Origin of the sequence: Paenibacillus lutrae (genome assembly GCF_009757775.1) — a bacterium.
Taxonomy (GTDB): Bacteria; Bacillota; Bacilli; order Paenibacillales; family NBRC-103111; genus Paenibacillus_F; species Paenibacillus_F lutrae.
The window spans coordinates 288088-307695 of sequence record NZ_RHLK01000001.1; the positions used below are offsets into that span (position 1 = coordinate 288088).

Here is a 19608-nt window from a genome sequence, read left to right on the forward strand (position 1 = left end):
CTCCCTATATCCTGAAGGCGTGCTTTTCCTCATAGTCTGTATCCGTAATCGAATTCGTCTCATCCATGATCACAACACGAGGTCGATGAGATCTCGCCTCTTCGTCCGTCATCAGTGCATAAGAAATAATAATAACCTTATCGCCAGGCTGAACAAGTCTAGCCGCAGCGCCGTTCAAACAAATCGTCCCGGAATTTCTTGGCCCGGAGATGACATATGTCTCCAACCGCGCACCATTGTTCACATTGACAATCTGAACCTTTTCGTTCTCCCAAATGTCGGCCGCATCCAAAATCGATTGATCGATCGTAATGCTCCCTACGTAATTCAAATTCGCCTCGGTTACAACCCCTCGGTGAATTTTCGATTTATGCATTTCTCTAAACATCTGCTTCCTCCCTTAAGGTCTGAGTCTAGTTAAGCGCTCCTTGCTCTGAAATTGTAGAATCTCGTAAAATGGAAATGGGCATGAGTATAGGAAGTAAACACTTCCTAACTCATGCCCTTGCGGTAACACGTTAGTTTGAGTGAAGCAAACAGCGAACATATGCGATTACTGATAAGTATATATCTTCCATTATATGAATGTCAATCTAACTATGTTATTATTTACCTTTATTCCGACGTTTCGTGTTCACGGAGAGTCAAGAATGCTTGTTGCTTAACCTGCATAATGATACTTCTAATCGAGACGGTTGATTTACCTCACAGCCAATCCATCGCCGCTTATGAACAGCTCGACGCAGAAATCTAAATTGCCGGTAGATATGTCCTATATATTCGAGACTGCCGTCTGGCAGCAAGCGGGCCAAATTTAGACAACTTTCGCTCGGAGCAGTATGGTTGTCAACAAATCTCGCTGGCATATTTAAGTAACGAGGCGTAATGTCTGCCCTACAACGTTAGTTTGCTGGAAACCATTACCTGCGCTAGCTTCCTTTTAGCGACCTGCTCAATGTTATCCTCATTTATAATGTAGACGTCTCGCAGAGCAGGAGGTTCATCACTCTTGCTCTTTTTGTTTTCATAATAGGCTAATGGCCCTACATCAAGATCCGTCACCACAGAAACTGGCATCATAAGCTATACGTCAGGTTATTTTTCCAGCCAAGCTTCAGATCTGGAGTAAATACATACGTACCTTTTAAATGCCGTGTTACCGATATTGACAATGGATACTCCGTATTTATATAGTGGGCGAATCCATCAGCTTTGCATTCGTGGGCAGAAGCGATAAAGTTCTTGTCACTGACTTATGACAAGAACTTATATCGTTAAAACAAAAAAAGCCGCTGCTACGCGACTTTTAAGCATATATGTTCTTGTCATCCGACACTTTTGTCTTTTGTAAAACTCTTTTTGATTCTAAGATGTCTATGATTCCAAAAGAGTAAACTCATATTCCAGTTAAACCAAAAATTTCGCCGTCGCTTATGATAAGGTTCCCTGTGGATAATACTTCTTTACTCTCGTTTCCCATTCAATAAAAAGAGCGCTCCCGCGCCTTCGCTTGAGCTACGTCCTTCTCCTTGTATTACATTTTGATTGTATCACAATCCATAAGTTACATAGTATTTTGTACATATGTTTATGTGTTATAAGAAAAAATATCAGGTCCCTGTGACATTTAAAATAAAAAAAGCCGCTGCTACGCGACTTTTAAACATCCGACATGGATGGATTTATTGCTGCTTTTACCTAAAGATTTATTGTACAGATAAAGTAAAATTAGCTGCACTTCCTTGTAATCCACCAGCTTCAATGACATACTTTTGTCCTGCTGTCAGATTTAAAGTCATACTAGAATATGTAGTATTGTTATAATCGTCATTCGTTCCTAATAAAGTGTTATTAGCATCATAAATATTAAGAATTGTATCCGAGGGGCTTTGGAGAAAACCTGTTGAGATCGTAACCGGTCCACTTGTCTGTGGAACATACACATACTTTTGCATAGTTCCTGGCGTCAAATTTACTGATTTTACATCACCTTTGGCAATTTGCTGTTCATCGAACAACGAAAGACCGACAACCTGTCCCGCGTGTTCCCTTGTAATATCAGCTCCGCTGCTTATTGTTCCATCTCCTAATTGCCCATTCGAATTGTATCCCCAGGACCAAACAGAGCCGTCATTTTTGATGGCAAGCATGTGCGTACGACTTACTTTACCGGAAATAATTCCTGTTAGTGGTGTATAATGATCAGACAAAACAACTTGTCTTGCTTTGTAATCTCTATCATATCTTACATCCGTGTAGCCAGTCCCGAGTAATCCGGTTTGGTTATATCCCCAGGTCCAAATAGTACCATCTTCCTTGACCGCCAGCACTCTAATACCGTGTTCACTAACGGTCTTTACATTGCTAAGCGATGAAACTTGAGAAGGTATTTTAGTTGGATTGCAACCAGTTCCTTCCCCCTTTGTATCACACCCATTTCCCCAGTGCCACAGTGTACCGTCCTTTTTCAAACCAAGACTTCCTCCAGGTTCGATCATTAGAGCATTAGAAAAGTTAATAGGCGTTGGATTAGGTCTTTTATTGGTTGCACCGCTAGATCCATCCCCCACCTCTCCTTCATAATTCGTTCCCCATACCCATAAATTACCATCATGGGAAATTGCAGCAGTATGCCCATAACCTGTGGAGATTTTTTCAGCATTCGTTACCACAGGTACTCTTACGGGTAAACTGTTGTGCCCTGAAGCGTTCCCAAGCCCCGAAGCATTCGAGATACTTCCCCATGTCCAAAGCGTTCCATCACTTTTTATAGCAAAACTTAAATTGATCTCACCAGTACCAATATCCGTAACATTACTCAGGTTTTTTACTTGAACAGGAGTTTTTCGATCTACTGTAGTGCCATCCCCCAATTTTCCGCTGCCATTGTCTCCCCAAGCCCAGACTGTCCCGTCTGATTTTAACGCCAGCGAATGACTTCCGCCCGCCGAAATTTTAACAACATTATCAAGGCCGGGTACTTGTTGCGGCAAGGGCCTTTTAGTTGTGGTTCCGTCGCCGAGTTGTCCAGACGTATTTATACCCCATGCCCACACGGTACCATCTGCTTTCAACGCTAGTGAAAAGGATGAACCTGGCGCCACATCTGGCGTAACCGTTGCTGCACTCGCTAAGGATGAAGAAAAACTGCTTGTTAAAAGTGCTAATACAGTAACACCCATCAAAGTTCGAAATTTCATAGCCCAACTTGCCTCCCCGTAATTTACACTTCTACTAGTACTTGGTGACATCATAACATACAAAAAAATAAAATAGAATACTTTTCCATAAAATATATTTTATGTTTTAAGATGGATTTTTTTAATTAGATACGATATATCACTAAACTCTTTAAGAATGTTAATTTCTCCGCAGGATGGATAATGTCCGCCTCCTATGGCAGTGAGCATTTAGAAAATGTCATGATTTTCTATATATGCTAAATTTAACTTTACTTTTCTTTTCAATGTGATACGTTTACAGCTGATGAGAAATATGATTTATTATCCTAATCAATTGAGGTGCTGCTATGAAACAAAAACATGTTTTTCGTTTTGGAATGGTTTGTTTAGCTTTTGCAATCATGTTTACCTTTGGTTTGTCAGCCCCCGTACAGGCATTAAACACTACCTATTCGAATCTAATTCCAGGCTCTGTCTATGATCTCCCAGTTCCAGATGAAACAATAACTAATACTGTCTATGATCTCCCTCTTCCAAATGAAACAATAACTAATGCTGTCTACACTTCCCCCAAGGTCACATCCAAGTACCTAATTAAGTTTAGAAATCAAACCGACAAAGAACGTGAGGCTGCCCGTATAAAAAAATATGCGGATAACCGCGCTTTAAAAAAAACCAGTTATTTTGACGAATACAAGTACTTGTCTGTAATTGCTTTAGAATTAACAGAAGATGAGTACGAAGCATATCATAGCCGTCAAGATGTAGAATTCATCGAGCCTGATCACAAAGTCACGTTGCTTGATACACAGCAAAAAAACCATTTATATCCTGAGGATGAAAAAACTTCATGGGGTTATAATTTGTTAGCAGCAGGTTCCTTAGCTGAACAAGGCATTCAAGGCAAAAATGTTCGAATTGGTGTCATCGATACTGGTATTGATGGATCTCATGAAGATCTTCAAGTAGATGGTGGAACATCATTTTACAGTTCATTTAATCAGGATGAAAATGGCCACGGTACCCAGATGGCCGGTATTATCGCAGCTCAGCTTAATGGTATTGGCACAAAAGGCTTGTCTCCTGCTGCACAACTTTTTTCTATCAAAGCGTTGGATCGTTCAGGTACTGGAAATTATAGTGATATCATCGCAGGAATCGACTGGGCGATTGAAAATAAAATGAATATATTGAATATGAGCTTCGGGGGCCAGAATCCCAGTCCCTCCCTACTCGAAGCACTGAGGAAGGCGCGACAAGCGGGAATATTAATTATTGCTCCATCCGGAAATAACGGCACAACACAACTACTTTATCCTGCTGCTTATGCGGCGGTTATGTCTGTGGGATCGGTGGATACTTCTTTAAAACGATCCAGCTTCTCCAACTTCTCCGACCAATTGGAACTAAGCGCGCCTGGCGAATCTATTATCACTTCCAATGCGAACGATCAATATATGACCGTTTCCGGTACATCAGCGGCAGCGGCCCATGCAACAGCTTCAGCTGCTTTGGTTTGGTCTGTTCACCCAAATTGGCACGCAGACGACGTCAGGAAAGCTCTGATTAATACTGCTGATGCGAATGCCGGTACACAAAACATTGGTTATGGCGTTATTCAGCCTATAAATGTTATCCATGAGCAATATAAGCGAAATATTAATTTACGAGCAGATGAAGATAACAGCCTTACGGGATTGCCCAGCGGAAATGTTCATATTCAATCTACTCATCTTAGCAGTGATAAAACGGTGACAACGGTTAAAAGCAGTGTTAGAGTGAGTTTTCGATACGATGACCAACCCCATCCTACCCGAGTAGTCGCAACTGACTCCAACGGGAAAACTGTAGACTTTAAATTTTTCGATTCTGCAATGACCGGCGTTTGGGATTTCATCCCTTATGAACCTGGCATATTTCGAATTCAAGCATTCCCAGTAGACGCACCAGACTACCCAAGCAATACAATTACGATTACCGTAAACCCTGCAGCTCCGCTTGATACTATAGCTCCGGTGGTTGAATTTAACTTGGAAACAAACGACAAAATACAGATCGGTACTGCTTACACGGTTAGTTTTAAAGCCACAGATAATGTGGGTATTGCTAAATTTAGGGTTTTACTTGATAACAATGAGTTCGCAATCGTTCAGGGAACGGCCACTTGGAATCCTACAACGCGTGGTGTCCATCAGTTTACTGTGATCGCTGAAGATACCAGTGGCAATGTTACAGAGAAAAATTTTGACTATACTGTTTTTTCCAGAGGGAGAGTAGTATTGATCCCCGGGGTTACAGGAAGTGAGCTTTATAATAAAGACGAATCGCTGAAACAATTATGGCCCATCCCGTCAAATATCTTTAGTGTCCTTGGTGATTTAAGTATGAATTCGGATGGTTCATCAAAAAAGAATATTGTTCATGGTCCTCCCGTTTTCTTTGTTTATAATCCAATGAAGGTTACACTTGAAAATGAAGGTTTTGATGTCACTGATTTTGGTTATGATTGGCGAGTCGATGTTGCAGATACGGCAAGGCGCCTGCAAGCGCTAGTGGAGACGCTTCCGGAGGAAAAAGTTACGATTGTTGCTCACAGCATGGGCGGGCTTGTTGCAAAAAAATTTGCACAAAGCAATGCCAGTCGAATCAATAAAATCGTTTATATCGGTGTGCCTTTTCTTGGCTCTGCATCATCCTTTCAAGTATCGCAAAACGGCTTATTTGACATTCCCCTATTTGCACAATTATCAATAAATATGACTTCAGCCTATCAACTCTTGCCTCCTGAAGCACATTTTCAGCTGACAAACAGTCCTTATCTCGAAACTAAGTTTACAAGATGGTTTGGCCGCAGGGATATCAAAAAATTAACTACCTATCAACAAACGGTCGATATATTGACTGGCCGCGGGACCAATGGAGCTGCAATTGATTGGTTTAATGAATCTTTGTACCGTAAAGCCGAGCAACTGCATTCATCTATACGTGTCAACCCCGAAGTAGATAGTTACTATATTGTCGGTACCAGGAGCGAGACTCCCGGATTAATTCAGCTCGGTTTCTCAGAAACCGGTCCTTTTTCGAATAAATACTCCTATGACGGAATAAGCGACATCTCAATGCTCGATGGAGATGGTACTGTTACGATAACCAGTGCAACAATGAATTTTTTAACTCCTGAAGCAAAAACGTATTATATCGAGAGAGCCGAACATAAAGCGTTGCCCAGTAAAGACGCGGTAATGCAGCTAACGGCGAATATTTTGAAAAATATTAGTGACTTGCCAAATGGAATCTTAAAGAAACCAAATCTCAATGATAAAAGCCTTAAACTTCTTATTGAATGTCCCGTAGATTTGCATGTCTACGACGCAGCAGGCAACCATGACGGGCGCGTTAACAACTTGGAGCAATATGAAAGTAATATTCCTGGCAGCTCCTACAATGTGTTGGGTGACAAAAAATTGGTGGCTTTAAATGATGGAACATACTCTGTCAAACTCGTAGGTACTGGTTGGGGTAAGATGACCCTCACATACTTTGCTTACGATGAAAAATACAACAAACAGAAAACAATCAAATTTGAAGAAGTCGCGGTCACCCCTTCGACAGTCATGAATACTCAAATAAATATAAATGGTACTCATACTCTCCAAGTGGATGAAAATGGGGATGGTATCATTGAACGAACGCTTCAGCCTAGTGTTGTGCTTGATGCTGAGGGAAGCAATGATAGTATTAATCCGAAAGTATTCTATCAGCTTACCGGAAGTATGGGTCTAAAGGATTGGTATTCGTCCGATGTGACCGTGAACTTAACCGGCTTTGATTCAGGATCCGGCCTCCGAGACATCCTGTATAGCGTTAATAGCGGCGAATTTAGAAAATATGCTGCACCATTTAAAATAAACCAAGATGGAGATTATCATTTCACGGCATTCGCTTTAGACAAAAATAATAATCATTCAGACATCATTGAATTTGATGTCCATATTGATAAGAAGCCGCCGCTCCCCCCTATCGCAACCACGGATTATACCGATTGGACGAATAGGGATGTTACCGTTACGCTGAATTTGGGTGATAAACAAGATCACAATGTAAAATTAGAATATCAGCTAAATGGCGCTGGTGAATGGTATACTTATTCAGGTCCTTTTCAAATATCTACTGATGGAGTGACCTCCATTCTCGCAAGAGCGACTGACTGGGCTGGAAACGGAAGCGCAAAGGTAACCTCTAAAGTTTATATCGATAGAAAACAACCAACCACGCCTATTTTACAAACTACTTCGACAGAGTGGACGGAGGATAATGTCAAGATTACAGTAGCGGCGGGAAAAGATCTGGAAAGCGGTGTGCGAGGTGCTCAGTATAAAGTAGGCGCAACAGGCATATGGAATGACTATACGGTACCATTTGTCGTAACCGCAGAAGGAGAAACTTTTATCTATGGTCGTACGGTCGACAATGCCGGTAATGTAAGTGCTGAAACTATCGTGCCCGTTCGGATTGATAGAACATCACCCATTCCACCAGTCTTGAGTCCAAATATCAATGAATGGACGAATAAAGATACTTTGATTAAACTTCAACACGGTTGGGATGCAGCGAGCGGTGTGAGCAAATCACAGTATAGACTACGTGAAAACGACGTTTGGACTGAATATAGCAGGCCAATAACCATAACGTCTGAAGGAGAAACCAAAATTTATGCCCGGAGTATAGATAAATTAGGACATATCGGGGCTTCAAGTGACATCACGATAAGAATCGATAAGACAGCACCCTCAACACCACTTCTGACTATTAGTAATTCAAAATGGACAACATCCAACGTTCCTTTTTCGGTGGTGTCAGGTAAGGATTTTTTGAGCGGCGTGTATCGGACAGAGTATAAACAGAATTCAGGTAATTGGACAGAATACGTCTCCCCGGTCACCGTAGAAACCGAAGGTATAACTACAGTATATGTACGAACCATTGACCGAGCCGGCAATGTAAGCTTAGAAGTTTCGGGAACCATACAAATTGACCGAACAGAACCATCGCCCACGATCATGCTTAATAATCTGGAGTGGCAAAATACGAAAGCAACTTTCCACCTAAGTACCGGAAATGAAACAGGTAGTGGAGTTGCTAAGCAGCAATATAAAATAGGAACAAATGGCCTTTGGGTTGACTATTCATTGATGGTTCCATTTAACATGGAAGGCATGACTCCTGTGTTCGCCCGGGCAATCGATAAGCTCAGTAATATGAGCCCAGAAAGCGTCGCTTACATTAAGATCGACAAAACACCGCCTTCAATGCCAAACAATCTGATTTCTACCGGCAAAACAACAAATACGATTTCCTTATCCTGGGGAGCATCAAATGACAGCATCTCCTACGTCAAAGGATATGAGATTTATCAGGGAAATACACTTGTTGCATATACCGCAGAAACCAATTATACAGTAAGCGGTCTAGTTTCAAAAAAGAGCCACATGTTTACTATAAAAGCTCGGGACGCAGCCGGCAATGTAGCTCCATCTAATCCCTTGACGGTTACTACGAACTAAATTGTAAGAACAAAGTAAAAAAAAGGAGCCTTCGCCAACCAATTTTGGCTTAAGGCTCCTTAAAATGTTGAACTGTAACTTTTGAAAAGTAACAATTGCCGCTTTACTTATCAAAACTGTCGATGCAACCACAAAACCGGCTATGATCATCAGGATAAGCTTACCGCTCCCTCATTAAAACATAAAATTTATTATGTGAACTATAGCTTATTCACTACAGACCAAACGAAAAAGACGTCCAAATTTCCCGTAATTGAGGATCTTTCTCAATACGCAAAGAGAACGATGTGGGTTAAACGTATTATAAGTTCTTGTCACTGACTTGTGCCAAGCATTTATATCGTTACAAAAAAAGCCGCTGTTACGCGACTTTTAAGCATATATAGCATATATGTTCTTGTCATCCGACATATGACCACCCCCGTTTTATGTGTGCCCAAAAGTTCCCCTTAGGTCTTTAAATTCGCAATCTTTAAAATCATTAAGTCTTCATCGAAATACTGTTCATCAAACTTTAATGCATGTGGTTCTACACCGTAAACTTCAAACCCCAGCGAGACATATAAGCGTTTAGCTGAATTGTTATTAGACACAACCGTCAAATGAATCTGTTCCAACCCTTCACATTCTCTTATTGCTCTTTCAATCAAGGCTATTAGAAGGGCTTTACCTGACCCCCGTCCTCGAAATTTAGGCTCTACGTACATGCCGTAAATATTTCCTTTATGTGCCGTCTTAAGCCTGTTCTCTCGTGAAAAATTGACAATGCCAACTAATGTGTTATTGTCGTCAAAACATCCCAAGGCAAATTGATCTTTGTATGGTGTATCCTTTCTATAATGTGCCCCAGAGGTTTAGTTTCTTCTTGCTCATACGTTGATCCAAATGAATCAGGATCATTTTTCAATGCACGCAACCTTACTTCCTTGTAAACTTGGGCATCAGAGTCATTCAACAGACGAATGTTCATTAGTCACTTCCGTTCATTTATCAAATTGTTTTAAATAAAAAATTGCGGTTTGAAGCAAACTCCGTTTGGTAATCATAAACACCTCAATTTAGAAAGTATCACAACATCAAATATACCACATTTATAAAGGCGTTTCTGCGGACTTCACCAGTTCCTACAGTCACCTGCGCTACTGCCTGGACATCGCGTTTTCTACACTTAATTCACATCGTTCTCTTTGCGGTTTGAGAAAGATCCTCAATTACGGGAAACGATATAAGTTCTTGTCCCAATACGGCAAACGATATAAGTTCTTGTCATCCGACATTAATAATGTATGACATTATTAATTATATACGAAATTATTAAGTAGAACCTTGTGTCACTGATTCCAAGTAGCTACAACTACTACTTTATCCAGTTCTTCAACAATTGCTGTACTTACTACCTCAACTATGTTCTGGTTTGCTCCAAATCCAAAGGCATTCCATAAATAGTTTATAATCGTTGATAAAACCACTTCTAGAAGATCTGGATTTGCAATCGGATCAATCATAATTTCTGGCAGCTGAAGTAAATCATCATCAATTGATTGAGGAGCTGAAATGTAATATGCCGTAAGAATTTCCTATTACTCCACTTGGTAAATATTATCGTTTGCTAGCATTTCTGAATATGTAAGTTACATAATATTTTATACATATGTCTATAATGTTGATTTGTTTTGTTGTTTCCAACCCACTACTATGAGCGGTATAAAAGATTGCATACAATTGATTTTTTCTTTATTAACACATGAATCTGTTCTTGTTATCGCTACTGATTTAATGCACGGTCAGGACAATTCATATTCGGGTTGTCCCTGGTCAACCTCGGCGCTCAAAGCGGCACCGGTTTCGACATTTCCGATCATGTCATCGAGGAAGCCAAAGAGCTTGCCGAGACTTCCGGATTGCCCTGTACTTTCGTGCGCACCGATGTTTATGACATTGATAGTACGCCTATCAACCAGTATGACCTGCTGTACATCTCCATCGGAGCTCTCACCTGGCTGCCTGATTTACACAAATTTTTCGGCATTGCCTCTACCTTGCTGAAAAAAGACGGTATGCTAGTTATTTATGAAATGCACCCACTACTGAACATGCTGGCTATGGAGGATGAACCTGAATTTGAAGACCCGTTGAAAATCGCCTTTTCATATTTCAAAAGCGATCCCTGGATCGCCAACACCGGTATCGACTATGTCGGGAATACAGATCAACGGCAGTCACAGCAAGGGACCAATACTTTCCTCCGGAAAAAGAAGCTCACAAGCTAGCTCAATTTTCTTGTTGTGCGGCCCATTTGAAAATGTACCGTTAATTTATGCAACGGTAGCTCCTCTGCCCCAGATAACAAATGAATCAGCTGGCGCCTAGTCCTAGTCGGATCGGCAATGTCAAACACATCTCGCAACCGCTTATTCTCGCTCACAACAGTCTCCTCCGAAACTTATTTACTGTAATAGACTCCATGGTGTATGAAGGGACAGCCGTTAAATACGCGTCCTCTTTCAAGTTCGCTGCTCTTCGGACGCGGCTTCAGGCAATATTCAGTACAGCGTAGAATAACGGAAGGATCATTCTGTAAATCACTGATCTTTTACATCTCCATTTCACTTCCGCATCACCTTTCCAAAAAAACTATTGACGCCAGGAGCTCCCCCGCTCTATAATTCCTACTAATCGGATAAGAATTTCCGTACATAATCTGTTGACCAGATCGCTGGAGACACTATTTCGTTTACCGAATAGTGTCTTTTCTTCGTTTACTGGTCATGACCAGAATACCAGTCAGCCAAATCCGACCGATCAAAGGGGAGAAAGACATGGAACTGCTACAAAGCTCAGTCCCGCTGTATTACCAGTTGAAAAGCTATATCAAGCAGAAAATCGACTCGGGAGAATGGGCGGCCGATTCGGTCATTCCAAGCGAACGCGAGCTTCAGCGGCTGCTGGGGTTGAGCCGCTCGCCTGTACGGCAGGCCTTGGGAGAGCTCGTCTCGGAAGGGCTGCTCGTACGTAAGCACGGCAAGGGCACATTCGTAACGAGGAGGCAAGCCGTTCCGACGACAACCAGGCTGGTCGGCCTAGTCGAGCAGCTTCACCGGCAAGGACTTGCGCCGATAACCGAAGTCGTGGAATTCGCCGCTTGCGGCGCCCCGCCAGATGCTGTGGATTCGCTTGGCATAGCGCCGGGAACAAGCATGCTGCGCGCGGTACGCCGGGTGTCGGTGGACGGAGCTTGCGTGCTGGCTGACGAGAATTACTTCAACATTAATCTCTCGCCGGTCTTGACCCCTGAGGAGCTTGCCGAAACAACCGTGTTCGAGCTGCTGGAACGAAACGGTGTTCATGTGCAGAAGGGCGCACAGCGCTACGGCGCCTTGATTGCCGATGAACGGATCGCCCGGCTGCTCGATGTTGAGACCGGCACGGCCGTGCTCCTCATCCGCACGCTGCTGTTCAACAATCGCAATCAGCCGCTGCAGTATTCGTTATCGTATTGCCATCCCGACCGCTACGCGCACGAGATTTTATTAAGCCGATAACCAAAGGAGAATGAACGATGAAAGCTTGGAGAAGGACCACCCTGTTGCTTACCGTTGCCGTGTTGATCTTTATGACGGCTTGCGGCAGCATTTCGGATGGCGGAAAAAAAACCGGGAACGCCGGCAACGATGCCGGCAAGGGCGATGAGACGATCGAGCTCACTTTCGCCAACTGGATCTCGACCGAAGACTCCACTAAGGAAGCTTTCGCACAGCTTGTTGCGGGCTTCGAGGCTGCGCATCCGAACATCAAGATCAAGTCGCTCGGCATTCCGTTCAATGAATATAAAGATCAAATGCTTGTCGCCTCCACGGGCGGCAATACGCCGGACGTTCTTATGGCGAACCAAGGGTTTACGCCAGCCTTCGCAAGCGCAGGTATCGCCCAGCCGCTCGAACCGCTGCTCGGCAGCGACGTCATCGCCGATATTTTGCCGCCCAGCAAGTCGGGCGTTACATTCGGCAGTCAAGTCATCGCGATGCCGTGGACACCTCATCCGAATGCCCTTTTCTGGAACAAGACGCTCTTCCGGCAAGCCGGCCTCGACCCTGACAAGCCGCCGAGAACGATAGATGAAATGCTCGAATACGCCGCCGCTATCGCGAAGCTGGGGAAGAACGAGCAAGGAAATCCGATCTACGGCATCGGGGAAACCACGAAGACGGGGGCGTATACAGGACAGATGCTCCTTCGCAATACGCTAGCCAGAGGCGGTAAATTTATTGACGACCAAGGGAAACTGTCGTTCGATCAAGGACCGGCACTGACCGACTCGCTGAACGATTTGCGCGAATTGGCCGTTAACAAGATCACGCCGGTCGGCGCCGAGATCAAAGACCTGCGCGCTATGTTCGGAACAGGCTCCCTGGGCATGCTCGTGGACGGCGACTTCGGAAGGAATAACTTCCGCCAGACGAGCGGCAAAGGCGAAGCGTTCGACCGGGAATGGGGTGTCGCGACGATACCGGCCGGGGTTACCGGCCGCTCCGAGACGGTATTCACCGAGCATCAGCTTCTCATCTCCGCTTCTACGAAACACGCTGGCGAGGCTGCCGAATTCGTAAATTATCTCGTGTCGAAGGAAGCCATGATTCTATACCACAAGCTGAACGGCGTCATGTCTTCTCGTATCTCCGTCGCATCCCTTCCGGAGCTTAACTTGGACGATTACGCCAAAGTGTTCAACGAGCAAATGAAGACGGCGAGCCTGCTGCCCACGGCCAATCCGAAATTCGACCAAGCGATGAAGGAAGCGTCCAATCTCGCCGTACTGGCCGCAACCACGAACGAACCGATACCGGCCCTTATCGACAAGATAATGCCGAAGCTGAAAGCCTTGTATAAATAATAGTTCACGTACCAGACTTTTCATAAAAGGAAGGTGAGGTTATCGTGCCAATCAGACGGACGCGTACCCGCAAAAATCAAGCCCTCGGCATCCTGCTCATCCTTCCGGCCGCGCTGCTCATGTCCATGACGATCCTGTACCCTCTCTCTCGCTCCGTGCTGACGAGTTTTCAGCTGTCTTCCTTACTTTCATCCGAGCGGCAGTGGTCCGGTTTGTCGAATTATACGTCGTTGCTTGCCGGTGGGGAATTCTACCATTCGCTTTCGGTTACGCTCGTCTATGTCAGTCTGACTGTCGCAAGCGAGATCATGCTCGGGCTCGTCACGGCGCTGCTGCTGCAGAGCAATATCAAGTTTCGTACTTTCTTCCGAAGCGTGCTGCTCATCCCGTGGGCGATCCCGACACTTGTCGCGGCGCTCGTCTTTATGCTTATTTATCAAGCCGATTACGGTTTGTTGAATGGTCTACTCCTCCAGAGCGGTCTGACCGGCGAAAAGTTGAACGTGCTGAATGACATGAAGCTTGCGCTGTTCGGCATTATGGGGGTGGCCGTCTGGCGTCAAACGCCGCTCGTCGCGGTTATGACCTTGGCCGGATTGCAGGGCATTCCCCATGACCGTTATGAAGCGGCAAAGATCGACGGAGCGGGCGGCACGCAGACATTTTTCTACATCACACTGCCTGCTTTGAAACCTGTTCTCGCCAACGTAACCCTGCTCATGATCATCGCGAACTTCCAGATGTTCACCTTGTTTTACACGATGACCGGAGGCGGTCCCGCTGCCGCTACCCAATCTCTGGCTATTTTTACATACGAGACCGCCTTCCAAACGTACGATCTTGGCAAAGGCTCGGCGATCGGGGTTCTTTGGATGCTCCTTCTCCTTCTCGTAAGCATTCCGCTGAATCGCCTCGCAAACCGCGGTTCGCAAGGAGGCGACTGATCCATGGTTCTCTTTCAACGCGCGAATCAACGCGCCAAGTTTCAAAGAACGAAACCGCTCGTCTACATTCTGCTCGCCCTCATTCTCGTCCTGTTCCTGTTCCCGGTCTATTGGCTCGTGTCCGTGTCTTTGCGGACGAACGGGGAACTCTTCCAGTTCCCGCCCCGCTGGTTCCCGGCACAATGGACTTTCCAGAGCTATCGGGACATTGTGCTGTCCAAGGAATTTCTGATGTTCTATCGGAATACTGCTGTCGTTGCCGCCGGATCATCCCTGCTCACCATCTTGGTTTCGGTGCTGGCCGGCTATGGGTTCTCCCGGTTCCGGTTCCGCGGCAGCCACCTGCTGCTCGTCTTTTTCCTCTCGTCACAAATGTTTCCCGCGGTAACACTGCTTATCGGACTCTATACGCTGTACAGCAAGCTGCATCTGCTGAACACGCTTCCCGCGCTGATCCTCGCGGCGACAACGACCGCTCTGCCCTTCTCCATCATGATGATGAAGACATTCATCGACGGCATCGGAGGCGAACTGGAAGAAGCGGCCGAAGTGGACGGAGCCACCCGGCTGAGGGCGCTTGTCCATATCATTCTGCCTCTGACCAAACCGGGCATCATGGCGGTAACGATCTACACGTTCCTCGTCGCTTGGGATGATTTCCTGTTCGGTATGACGCTTGTTCGCGACCTGGAAATGCGGACACTCAGTCCGGGCCTGTCGCTAACGTTCCTGGGCGAGTTCAACACGGATTGGTCGGGCGCTACCGCCGCCGCTGTGACCGCTACTACTCCGCTGGTTGTGCTGTTTCTGTTTTTGCAGCGATACATGGTGGAGGGCTTGACTGCCGGAGGAATTAAGGAATAAACAAATGTACGACGACTCGAGAGGAGTTTTTTCATGACAGCACCTGTATGCAAACCTAACATCATCGTCTTTTTCACCGATCAGCAGCGCTGGGACACGACAGGCATTCACGGCAACCCGTTGGGATTGACGCCGAATTTCGATCGCATGGCGGCTTACGGGACTCATGTCGAACATGCCTTTACGTGTCAGCCCGTGTGCGGACCGGCACGTTCCTGCCTGCAAACCGGTGTGTATGCGACGACGTCCGGCTGCTACAAAAACGGAATTCCCCTGCCGGACACGCTGGATACGCTCGGCGACCATTTCAAACGGGCCGGCTACCGGACCGGTTATATCGGCAAATGGCACCTTGCGGCCGAAGAACCCGTTCCGGCGGACAAACGGCAAGGATACGAATATTGGCTTGCCTCCAACATTTTGGAATTCACGTCGGACGCCTACAGCACCGTTGTTTACGACAAGGACAGCAACCCCGTCCGGCTTCCCGGCTACCGGGTCGATGCCCTGACCGACGCCGCGATCCGCTATGTGGATGGGCATCAAGAGGAGCCCTTCTTCCTGTTCGTCTCCTATCTGGAGCCGCATCACCAGAACCATATCGACAACTACCCGACTCCTACCGGTTATGGCGAGCAATATGCCGGACGATGGCTGCCTCCCGACTTGGCGGCGCTCGGCGGGAGTGTGTATCAGCATGCCGGTGGCTATTACGGTATGGTCAAACGGCTGGACGAAGCCCTCGGTCGGCTGCTTGACGCGCTGAAGAGCCTGGATTTGGAGGAGAATACGATTGTACTGTTCACCTCCGATCACGGGAATCACTTTAAGACGCGCAACGAGGAATACAAGCGATCGTGCCACGAAGGCTCGATCCGTGTGCCGATGGCGTTTACGGGGCCGGGCTTCAGCCGGGGACGCAAGCTTGCGGAGCTGGTCAGTCTGATCGATCTGCCGCCGACTCTTCTCGAGGCCGCCGGCATTGAGGCGCCTGACTATATGCAGGGCCGGTCGATTTTGCCGCTGGTCAAAGGAAAGGGCGAAGCGGCAACCGAACCCTGGCCGGAGGAAGTATTCGTCCAAATCAGTGAAAGCAGCGTCGCCCGCGCCATTCGGACACGCAAATGGAAATACGGGGTCGTGGCGGAAGGGAAAGACGGCAATCGGCAGCCAGGCTCGGACGTATACACGGAGACATTCCTCTATGATCTTGAGACCGATCCCTACGAGCTGACCAACCTGGCCGGTTTGGATTCGCACCGTGAGGCCGCTGATGTGCTCAAGGCACGCTTACTTCGGCGAATAGTCGAAGCCGGGGAAATTGCGCCCGTCATCATGAACGCGCCGGCCAGAGCCGGCGGCCAGCGGAAAGTAACGCCGCAAGAAGCAAAACGATAAGAACCCCGAGATGATCATGGTCTGTTCCAATCTGTCCGCAAGTATCGCCGAATTCGGCGATTCGAGTAAGCTCCGGACCGGAGAGACGGTCATTGTGCTCGACAATCCACTCGGGTTCGGCTAGGCACGTCATACTCGCACAGCCTCTGCTATACCTAGAGCGCGCCCGTAAAGTCCCCTATCAAAATGAAAGGGGGTGGTTATGCCTACCCGATAAACAAACGAAAAGAGGAATGGCTGACGCGTCATCTGCAAGGCCTGCTCGGGTTTTGACCGGACAGATTTGAATCCTTCATCACGTGATTCACGTACTGCTCCGATCCTGCAGACGAAACCGATCCGCCTGCATCTGAACCAGGACCCGAGCCCGTTCCTCTTCTATCGTTTATTTCCGCTTTGCCAAGGACTCCTTCCGAGACGGGCGCCGATAGGCTACCCGCCGGCGATGGCCGTTACCGAGCCGACGGTCGCGTTTCTCCGAGATTCGGATAAGCACCGGGATGCTCGATGAACGCTTGACCCCACATCGATTAAAGGAGCTGACGATTTATGTTCAGAAAGACCGTTCTTATTCTCTTCTCCCTCTTCGTTTTTCTCCCCTCGCTTGCGCCTTCCGGCTGGTTGCCTTCTGCGAATGCCGCCGGTTCGACGTATTATGTCGACTGCAAAGCGACGACTGCCGGGAACGGCACATCAACCTCACCTTTCAATCAATTGGCTTCGATTAACGGCGTTACGCTGACGCCCGGGGATACCGTCCTGTTCAAACGCGGTTCCGCATGCAATGGCACCTTCGCTCCGATCGGCAGCGGCAGCGCCTCGTCGCCTATCGGGATCGCCGCCTATGGCACCGGTACCGCCCGTCCGGTCATTCATGCCAACGGACAGGAAGATGCCGTCCGTCTGCGGAACATTCAGTACGTGCACGTGCAGGATCTGGAACTGACCGCTTCCGGCGACAATACGACGGCTCGGCGCGGAGTGCATGTTCTCGGTCAGGATGCCGGCGATCTGTACGGCATCACGCTTTCGAACTTGTATATCCATGACGTCCGGGGCTATATGCCGTCTACGGTGAGCGGCAATTACCACGGCACGGGCAAATACGCGAACGCCTCCGGCGGCATCGTGCTCCAGGTGCTCGGAACGACGGTTCCGACCGCTTTCCATGATGTGCGGATTGTGAACAATCTCATCAGCAGTGTCGACCGGCAAGGGATTTATGTCTGGTCGAACTACTGCCAGCGGACACAACTTGCCGAATTCTGGGGTAGCTTGTGCAGCGGCGCATGGAAGCCGATGACCGATCTCATCGTTCGCGGCAATACGCTGAACGATATCGGCGGCGACGGCATCGCCCCGATGACTGTAGAAGGCGCCCTCGTGGAGTCGAATACGCTGGCGGGCTTCAATGTCCGCTCGAACTCTTATAACGCCGGCATGTGGACGGCGAATTCCAACGCCGTCACATTTCAGCTCAACGATACGTCCGGCGGCAAAACGACTCTTGACGGTATGGCGTATGATGTGGATCATTCGACGAGCAATGTCGTGTTCCAGTACAATTACTCGCACGGCAACGAAGGCGGCTTCTTCCTCCTCTGCCCGCAAGGACGCGGCAAACCGGTTAACTTTACGATTCGCTACAACATATCGGTCAACGATCGGGCCAGAATGTTTCAGAGCTGCAGCGGAGAAGTCGAAGGTCAAATTTACAACAATACGATGTATATCGGTTCAGGCTTGTCACCGGTTATTTATGAAGAAAACACCAGCCAGCCCCAAACGGTCCGATTCCGCAACAACCTCGTTTACAAGGAAGGCAGCGGGAACGTAACCTGGTCTCTGAACGATCCGACCTTCGTCCTGGACCGTAACGTTCTAATCGGAGTTCCCGTGCCGGTCGGCGCCACGAATACGATTACGACCGACCCGTGGCTTGTTCAAGCCGGAAGCGCGGCCACGGATGGTTACAAGCTCTTTGCCGGATCGGCTGCGCTCGGTTCCGGTGCGGTCATTGCCGGAAACGGCGGGCGCGATTATTTCGGCAACCCGGTATCGGCCGGTAGTTCCCCGAATATAGGCGCATTCGGCGGGCCGGGGCTGCTTCCCGCGGTTGCCGCGCCGCTCGCGCATTACCGTTTCGACGAGACGACCGGATCAACCGCCGCGGACAGCGCCGGGACCGCTGCGGCTGCGCTGAAGAACGGTCCCGTCTGGGATCCGGCCGGACGGCTCGCCGGCTCGCTCAAGCTGGACGGCACGGACGATTACGTCAGCGCTCCCGTGGGCATCAGCGCGGGAGCCGGCGACTTCACGGCGGCCGGCTGGGTGAAGCTCGGCGTGTCCGCCGGTACCAGCCAGACCATTCTGCAGCAAGAAGGCACCTCAGGCCGCACGTGGCTGTATCGCGAGACGGCAACGGGACAGCTCGGCACGTTCCTCGGTGGGAGTGCGCTGCTCGGCAGCGGTACGATCCCGACGGGTGCCTGGACGCATGTCGCGGTCGTCCATCGTGCGGGAGTCGTGACGTTGTATGTCAACGGCAGTTCCTCCGGTTCCGCAGGCCGGACAATCGAAGCCCAGACCGCGCCTTTTCGCATCGGGGCTCACAAGTCTCCGACAAGCGCGAACCCGAATTGGAACGGCCAAACGGATGATTTCCGCTTCTACTCGTCCGCTCTGAACTCGGCGCAAATCTACCAGCTCGCTCATCCTTGAATAGGAGATAGCTGTCGATCACAGCGGCCAGCTTCATCTATAGT

General features: G+C 47.8%; 12 protein-coding genes and 1 pseudogene. 8 read left to right on the plus strand and 5 right to left on the minus strand.

Going from position 1 to position 19608, the window contains the following annotated elements; all coding sequences use genetic code 11:
• Positions 1-4: 4 nt before the first annotated feature.
• Together panD and EDM21_RS01180 are read right to left on the minus strand one after the other, a co-directional pair.
• Complete coding sequence (panD, locus tag EDM21_RS01175) at positions 5-388, minus strand: aspartate 1-decarboxylase (RefSeq protein ID WP_157332099.1); 384 nt, start codon at positions 386-388, stop codon at positions 5-7.
• Positions 389-1706: 1318 nt separating this feature from the next.
• Positions 1707-3200 (minus strand): RCC1 domain-containing protein, encoded by a 1494-nt coding sequence (locus tag EDM21_RS01180; RefSeq protein WP_166541769.1) that lies wholly within the window; start codon positions 3198-3200, stop codon positions 1707-1709.
• A gap of 329 nt (positions 3201-3529) precedes the next feature.
• On the opposite strand from EDM21_RS01180, the gene EDM21_RS01185 reads away from it, so the two are divergent.
• Positions 3530-8746 (plus strand): alpha/beta fold hydrolase, encoded by a 5217-nt coding sequence (locus tag EDM21_RS01185; protein WP_157332103.1) that lies wholly within the window; start codon positions 3530-3532, stop codon positions 8744-8746.
• A 449-nt stretch (positions 8747-9195) separates the two neighbouring features.
• On the opposite strand, the gene EDM21_RS01190 is transcribed toward EDM21_RS01185, so the two are convergent.
• Entirely contained in the window at positions 9196-9549 is a 354-nt protein-coding gene (locus EDM21_RS01190) for a GNAT family N-acetyltransferase (protein WP_235917968.1), read from the minus strand.
• Between the two features lie 528 nt (positions 9550-10077).
• The gene (locus EDM21_RS01195; RefSeq protein WP_157332105.1) at positions 10078-10251 is read right to left on the minus strand and encodes a hypothetical protein; all 174 of its coding nucleotides are present in this window, start codon (positions 10249-10251) and stop codon (positions 10078-10080) included.
• Between the two features lie 291 nt (positions 10252-10542).
• On the opposite strand from EDM21_RS01195, the gene EDM21_RS01200 reads away from it, so the two are divergent.
• The gene (locus EDM21_RS01200; protein ID WP_338043911.1) at positions 10543-11016 is read left to right on the plus strand and encodes a class I SAM-dependent methyltransferase; all 474 of its coding nucleotides are present in this window, start codon (positions 10543-10545) and stop codon (positions 11014-11016) included.
• Positions 11017-11030: 14 nt separating this feature from the next.
• Here EDM21_RS01200 and EDM21_RS24805 read toward each other — a convergent pair.
• A pseudogene (locus EDM21_RS24805) lies at positions 11031-11171 on the minus strand (transcriptional regulator); the annotation flags it as partial.
• A 394-nt stretch (positions 11172-11565) separates the two neighbouring features.
• On the opposite strand from EDM21_RS24805, the gene EDM21_RS01210 reads away from it, so the two are divergent.
• The 6 genes from EDM21_RS01210 to EDM21_RS01235 all read left to right on the plus strand — a co-directional run bounded on the left by EDM21_RS01210 (position 11566) and on the right by EDM21_RS01235 (position 19564).
• A complete protein-coding gene (locus tag EDM21_RS01210; RefSeq protein ID WP_166541770.1) occupies positions 11566-12288 on the plus strand; it encodes a GntR family transcriptional regulator in 723 nt (240 codons plus the stop codon).
• A 17-nt stretch (positions 12289-12305) separates the two neighbouring features.
• Positions 12306-13637 carry an ABC transporter substrate-binding protein gene (locus EDM21_RS01215; protein WP_157332111.1) on the plus strand — a complete coding sequence of 444 codons (1332 nt, stop codon included), beginning with the start codon at positions 12306-12308 and terminating at the stop codon, positions 13635-13637.
• Between the two features lie 44 nt (positions 13638-13681).
• Positions 13682-14581 carry an ABC transporter permease subunit gene (locus tag EDM21_RS01220; RefSeq protein ID WP_157332113.1) on the plus strand — a complete coding sequence of 300 codons (900 nt, stop codon included), beginning with the start codon at positions 13682-13684 and terminating at the stop codon, positions 14579-14581.
• Positions 14582-14584: 3 nt separating this feature from the next.
• Positions 14585-15445: a carbohydrate ABC transporter permease gene (locus EDM21_RS01225; RefSeq protein ID WP_157332115.1), complete on the plus strand. Its 861-nt coding sequence runs from the start codon at positions 14585-14587 to the stop codon at positions 15443-15445.
• Positions 15446-15478: 33 nt separating this feature from the next.
• Entirely contained in the window at positions 15479-16843 is a 1365-nt protein-coding gene (locus EDM21_RS01230) for a sulfatase-like hydrolase/transferase (protein ID WP_157332117.1), read from the plus strand.
• 549 nt (positions 16844-17392) lie between these two features.
• Positions 17393-19564 carry a LamG domain-containing protein gene (locus EDM21_RS01235; protein ID WP_157332119.1) on the plus strand — a complete coding sequence of 724 codons (2172 nt, stop codon included), beginning with the start codon at positions 17393-17395 and terminating at the stop codon, positions 19562-19564.
• Positions 19565-19608 lie beyond the last annotated feature (44 nt).

Coding starts and splice junctions, on each gene's coding strand:
- panD (WP_157332099.1), bottom strand. CDS start 388: ATGTTTAGAGAAATGCATAAATCGAAAATTCACCGAGGGGTTGTAACC.
- EDM21_RS01180 (WP_166541769.1), bottom strand. CDS start 3,200: ATGAAATTTCGAACTTTGATGGGTGTTACTGTATTAGCACTTTTAACA.
- EDM21_RS01185 (WP_157332103.1), top strand. CDS start 3,530: ATGAAACAAAAACATGTTTTTCGTTTTGGAATGGTTTGTTTAGCTTTT.
- EDM21_RS01195 (WP_157332105.1), bottom strand. CDS start 10,251: ATGATTGATCCGATTGCAAATCCAGATCTTCTAGAAGTGGTTTTATCA.
- EDM21_RS01210 (WP_166541770.1), top strand. CDS start 11,566: ATGGAACTGCTACAAAGCTCAGTCCCGCTGTATTACCAGTTGAAAAGC.
- EDM21_RS01215 (WP_157332111.1), top strand. CDS start 12,306: ATGAAAGCTTGGAGAAGGACCACCCTGTTGCTTACCGTTGCCGTGTTG.
- EDM21_RS01225 (WP_157332115.1), top strand. CDS start 14,585: ATGGTTCTCTTTCAACGCGCGAATCAACGCGCCAAGTTTCAAAGAACG.
- EDM21_RS01230 (WP_157332117.1), top strand. CDS start 15,479: ATGACAGCACCTGTATGCAAACCTAACATCATCGTCTTTTTCACCGAT.
- EDM21_RS01235 (WP_157332119.1), top strand. CDS start 17,393: ATGTTCAGAAAGACCGTTCTTATTCTCTTCTCCCTCTTCGTTTTTCTC.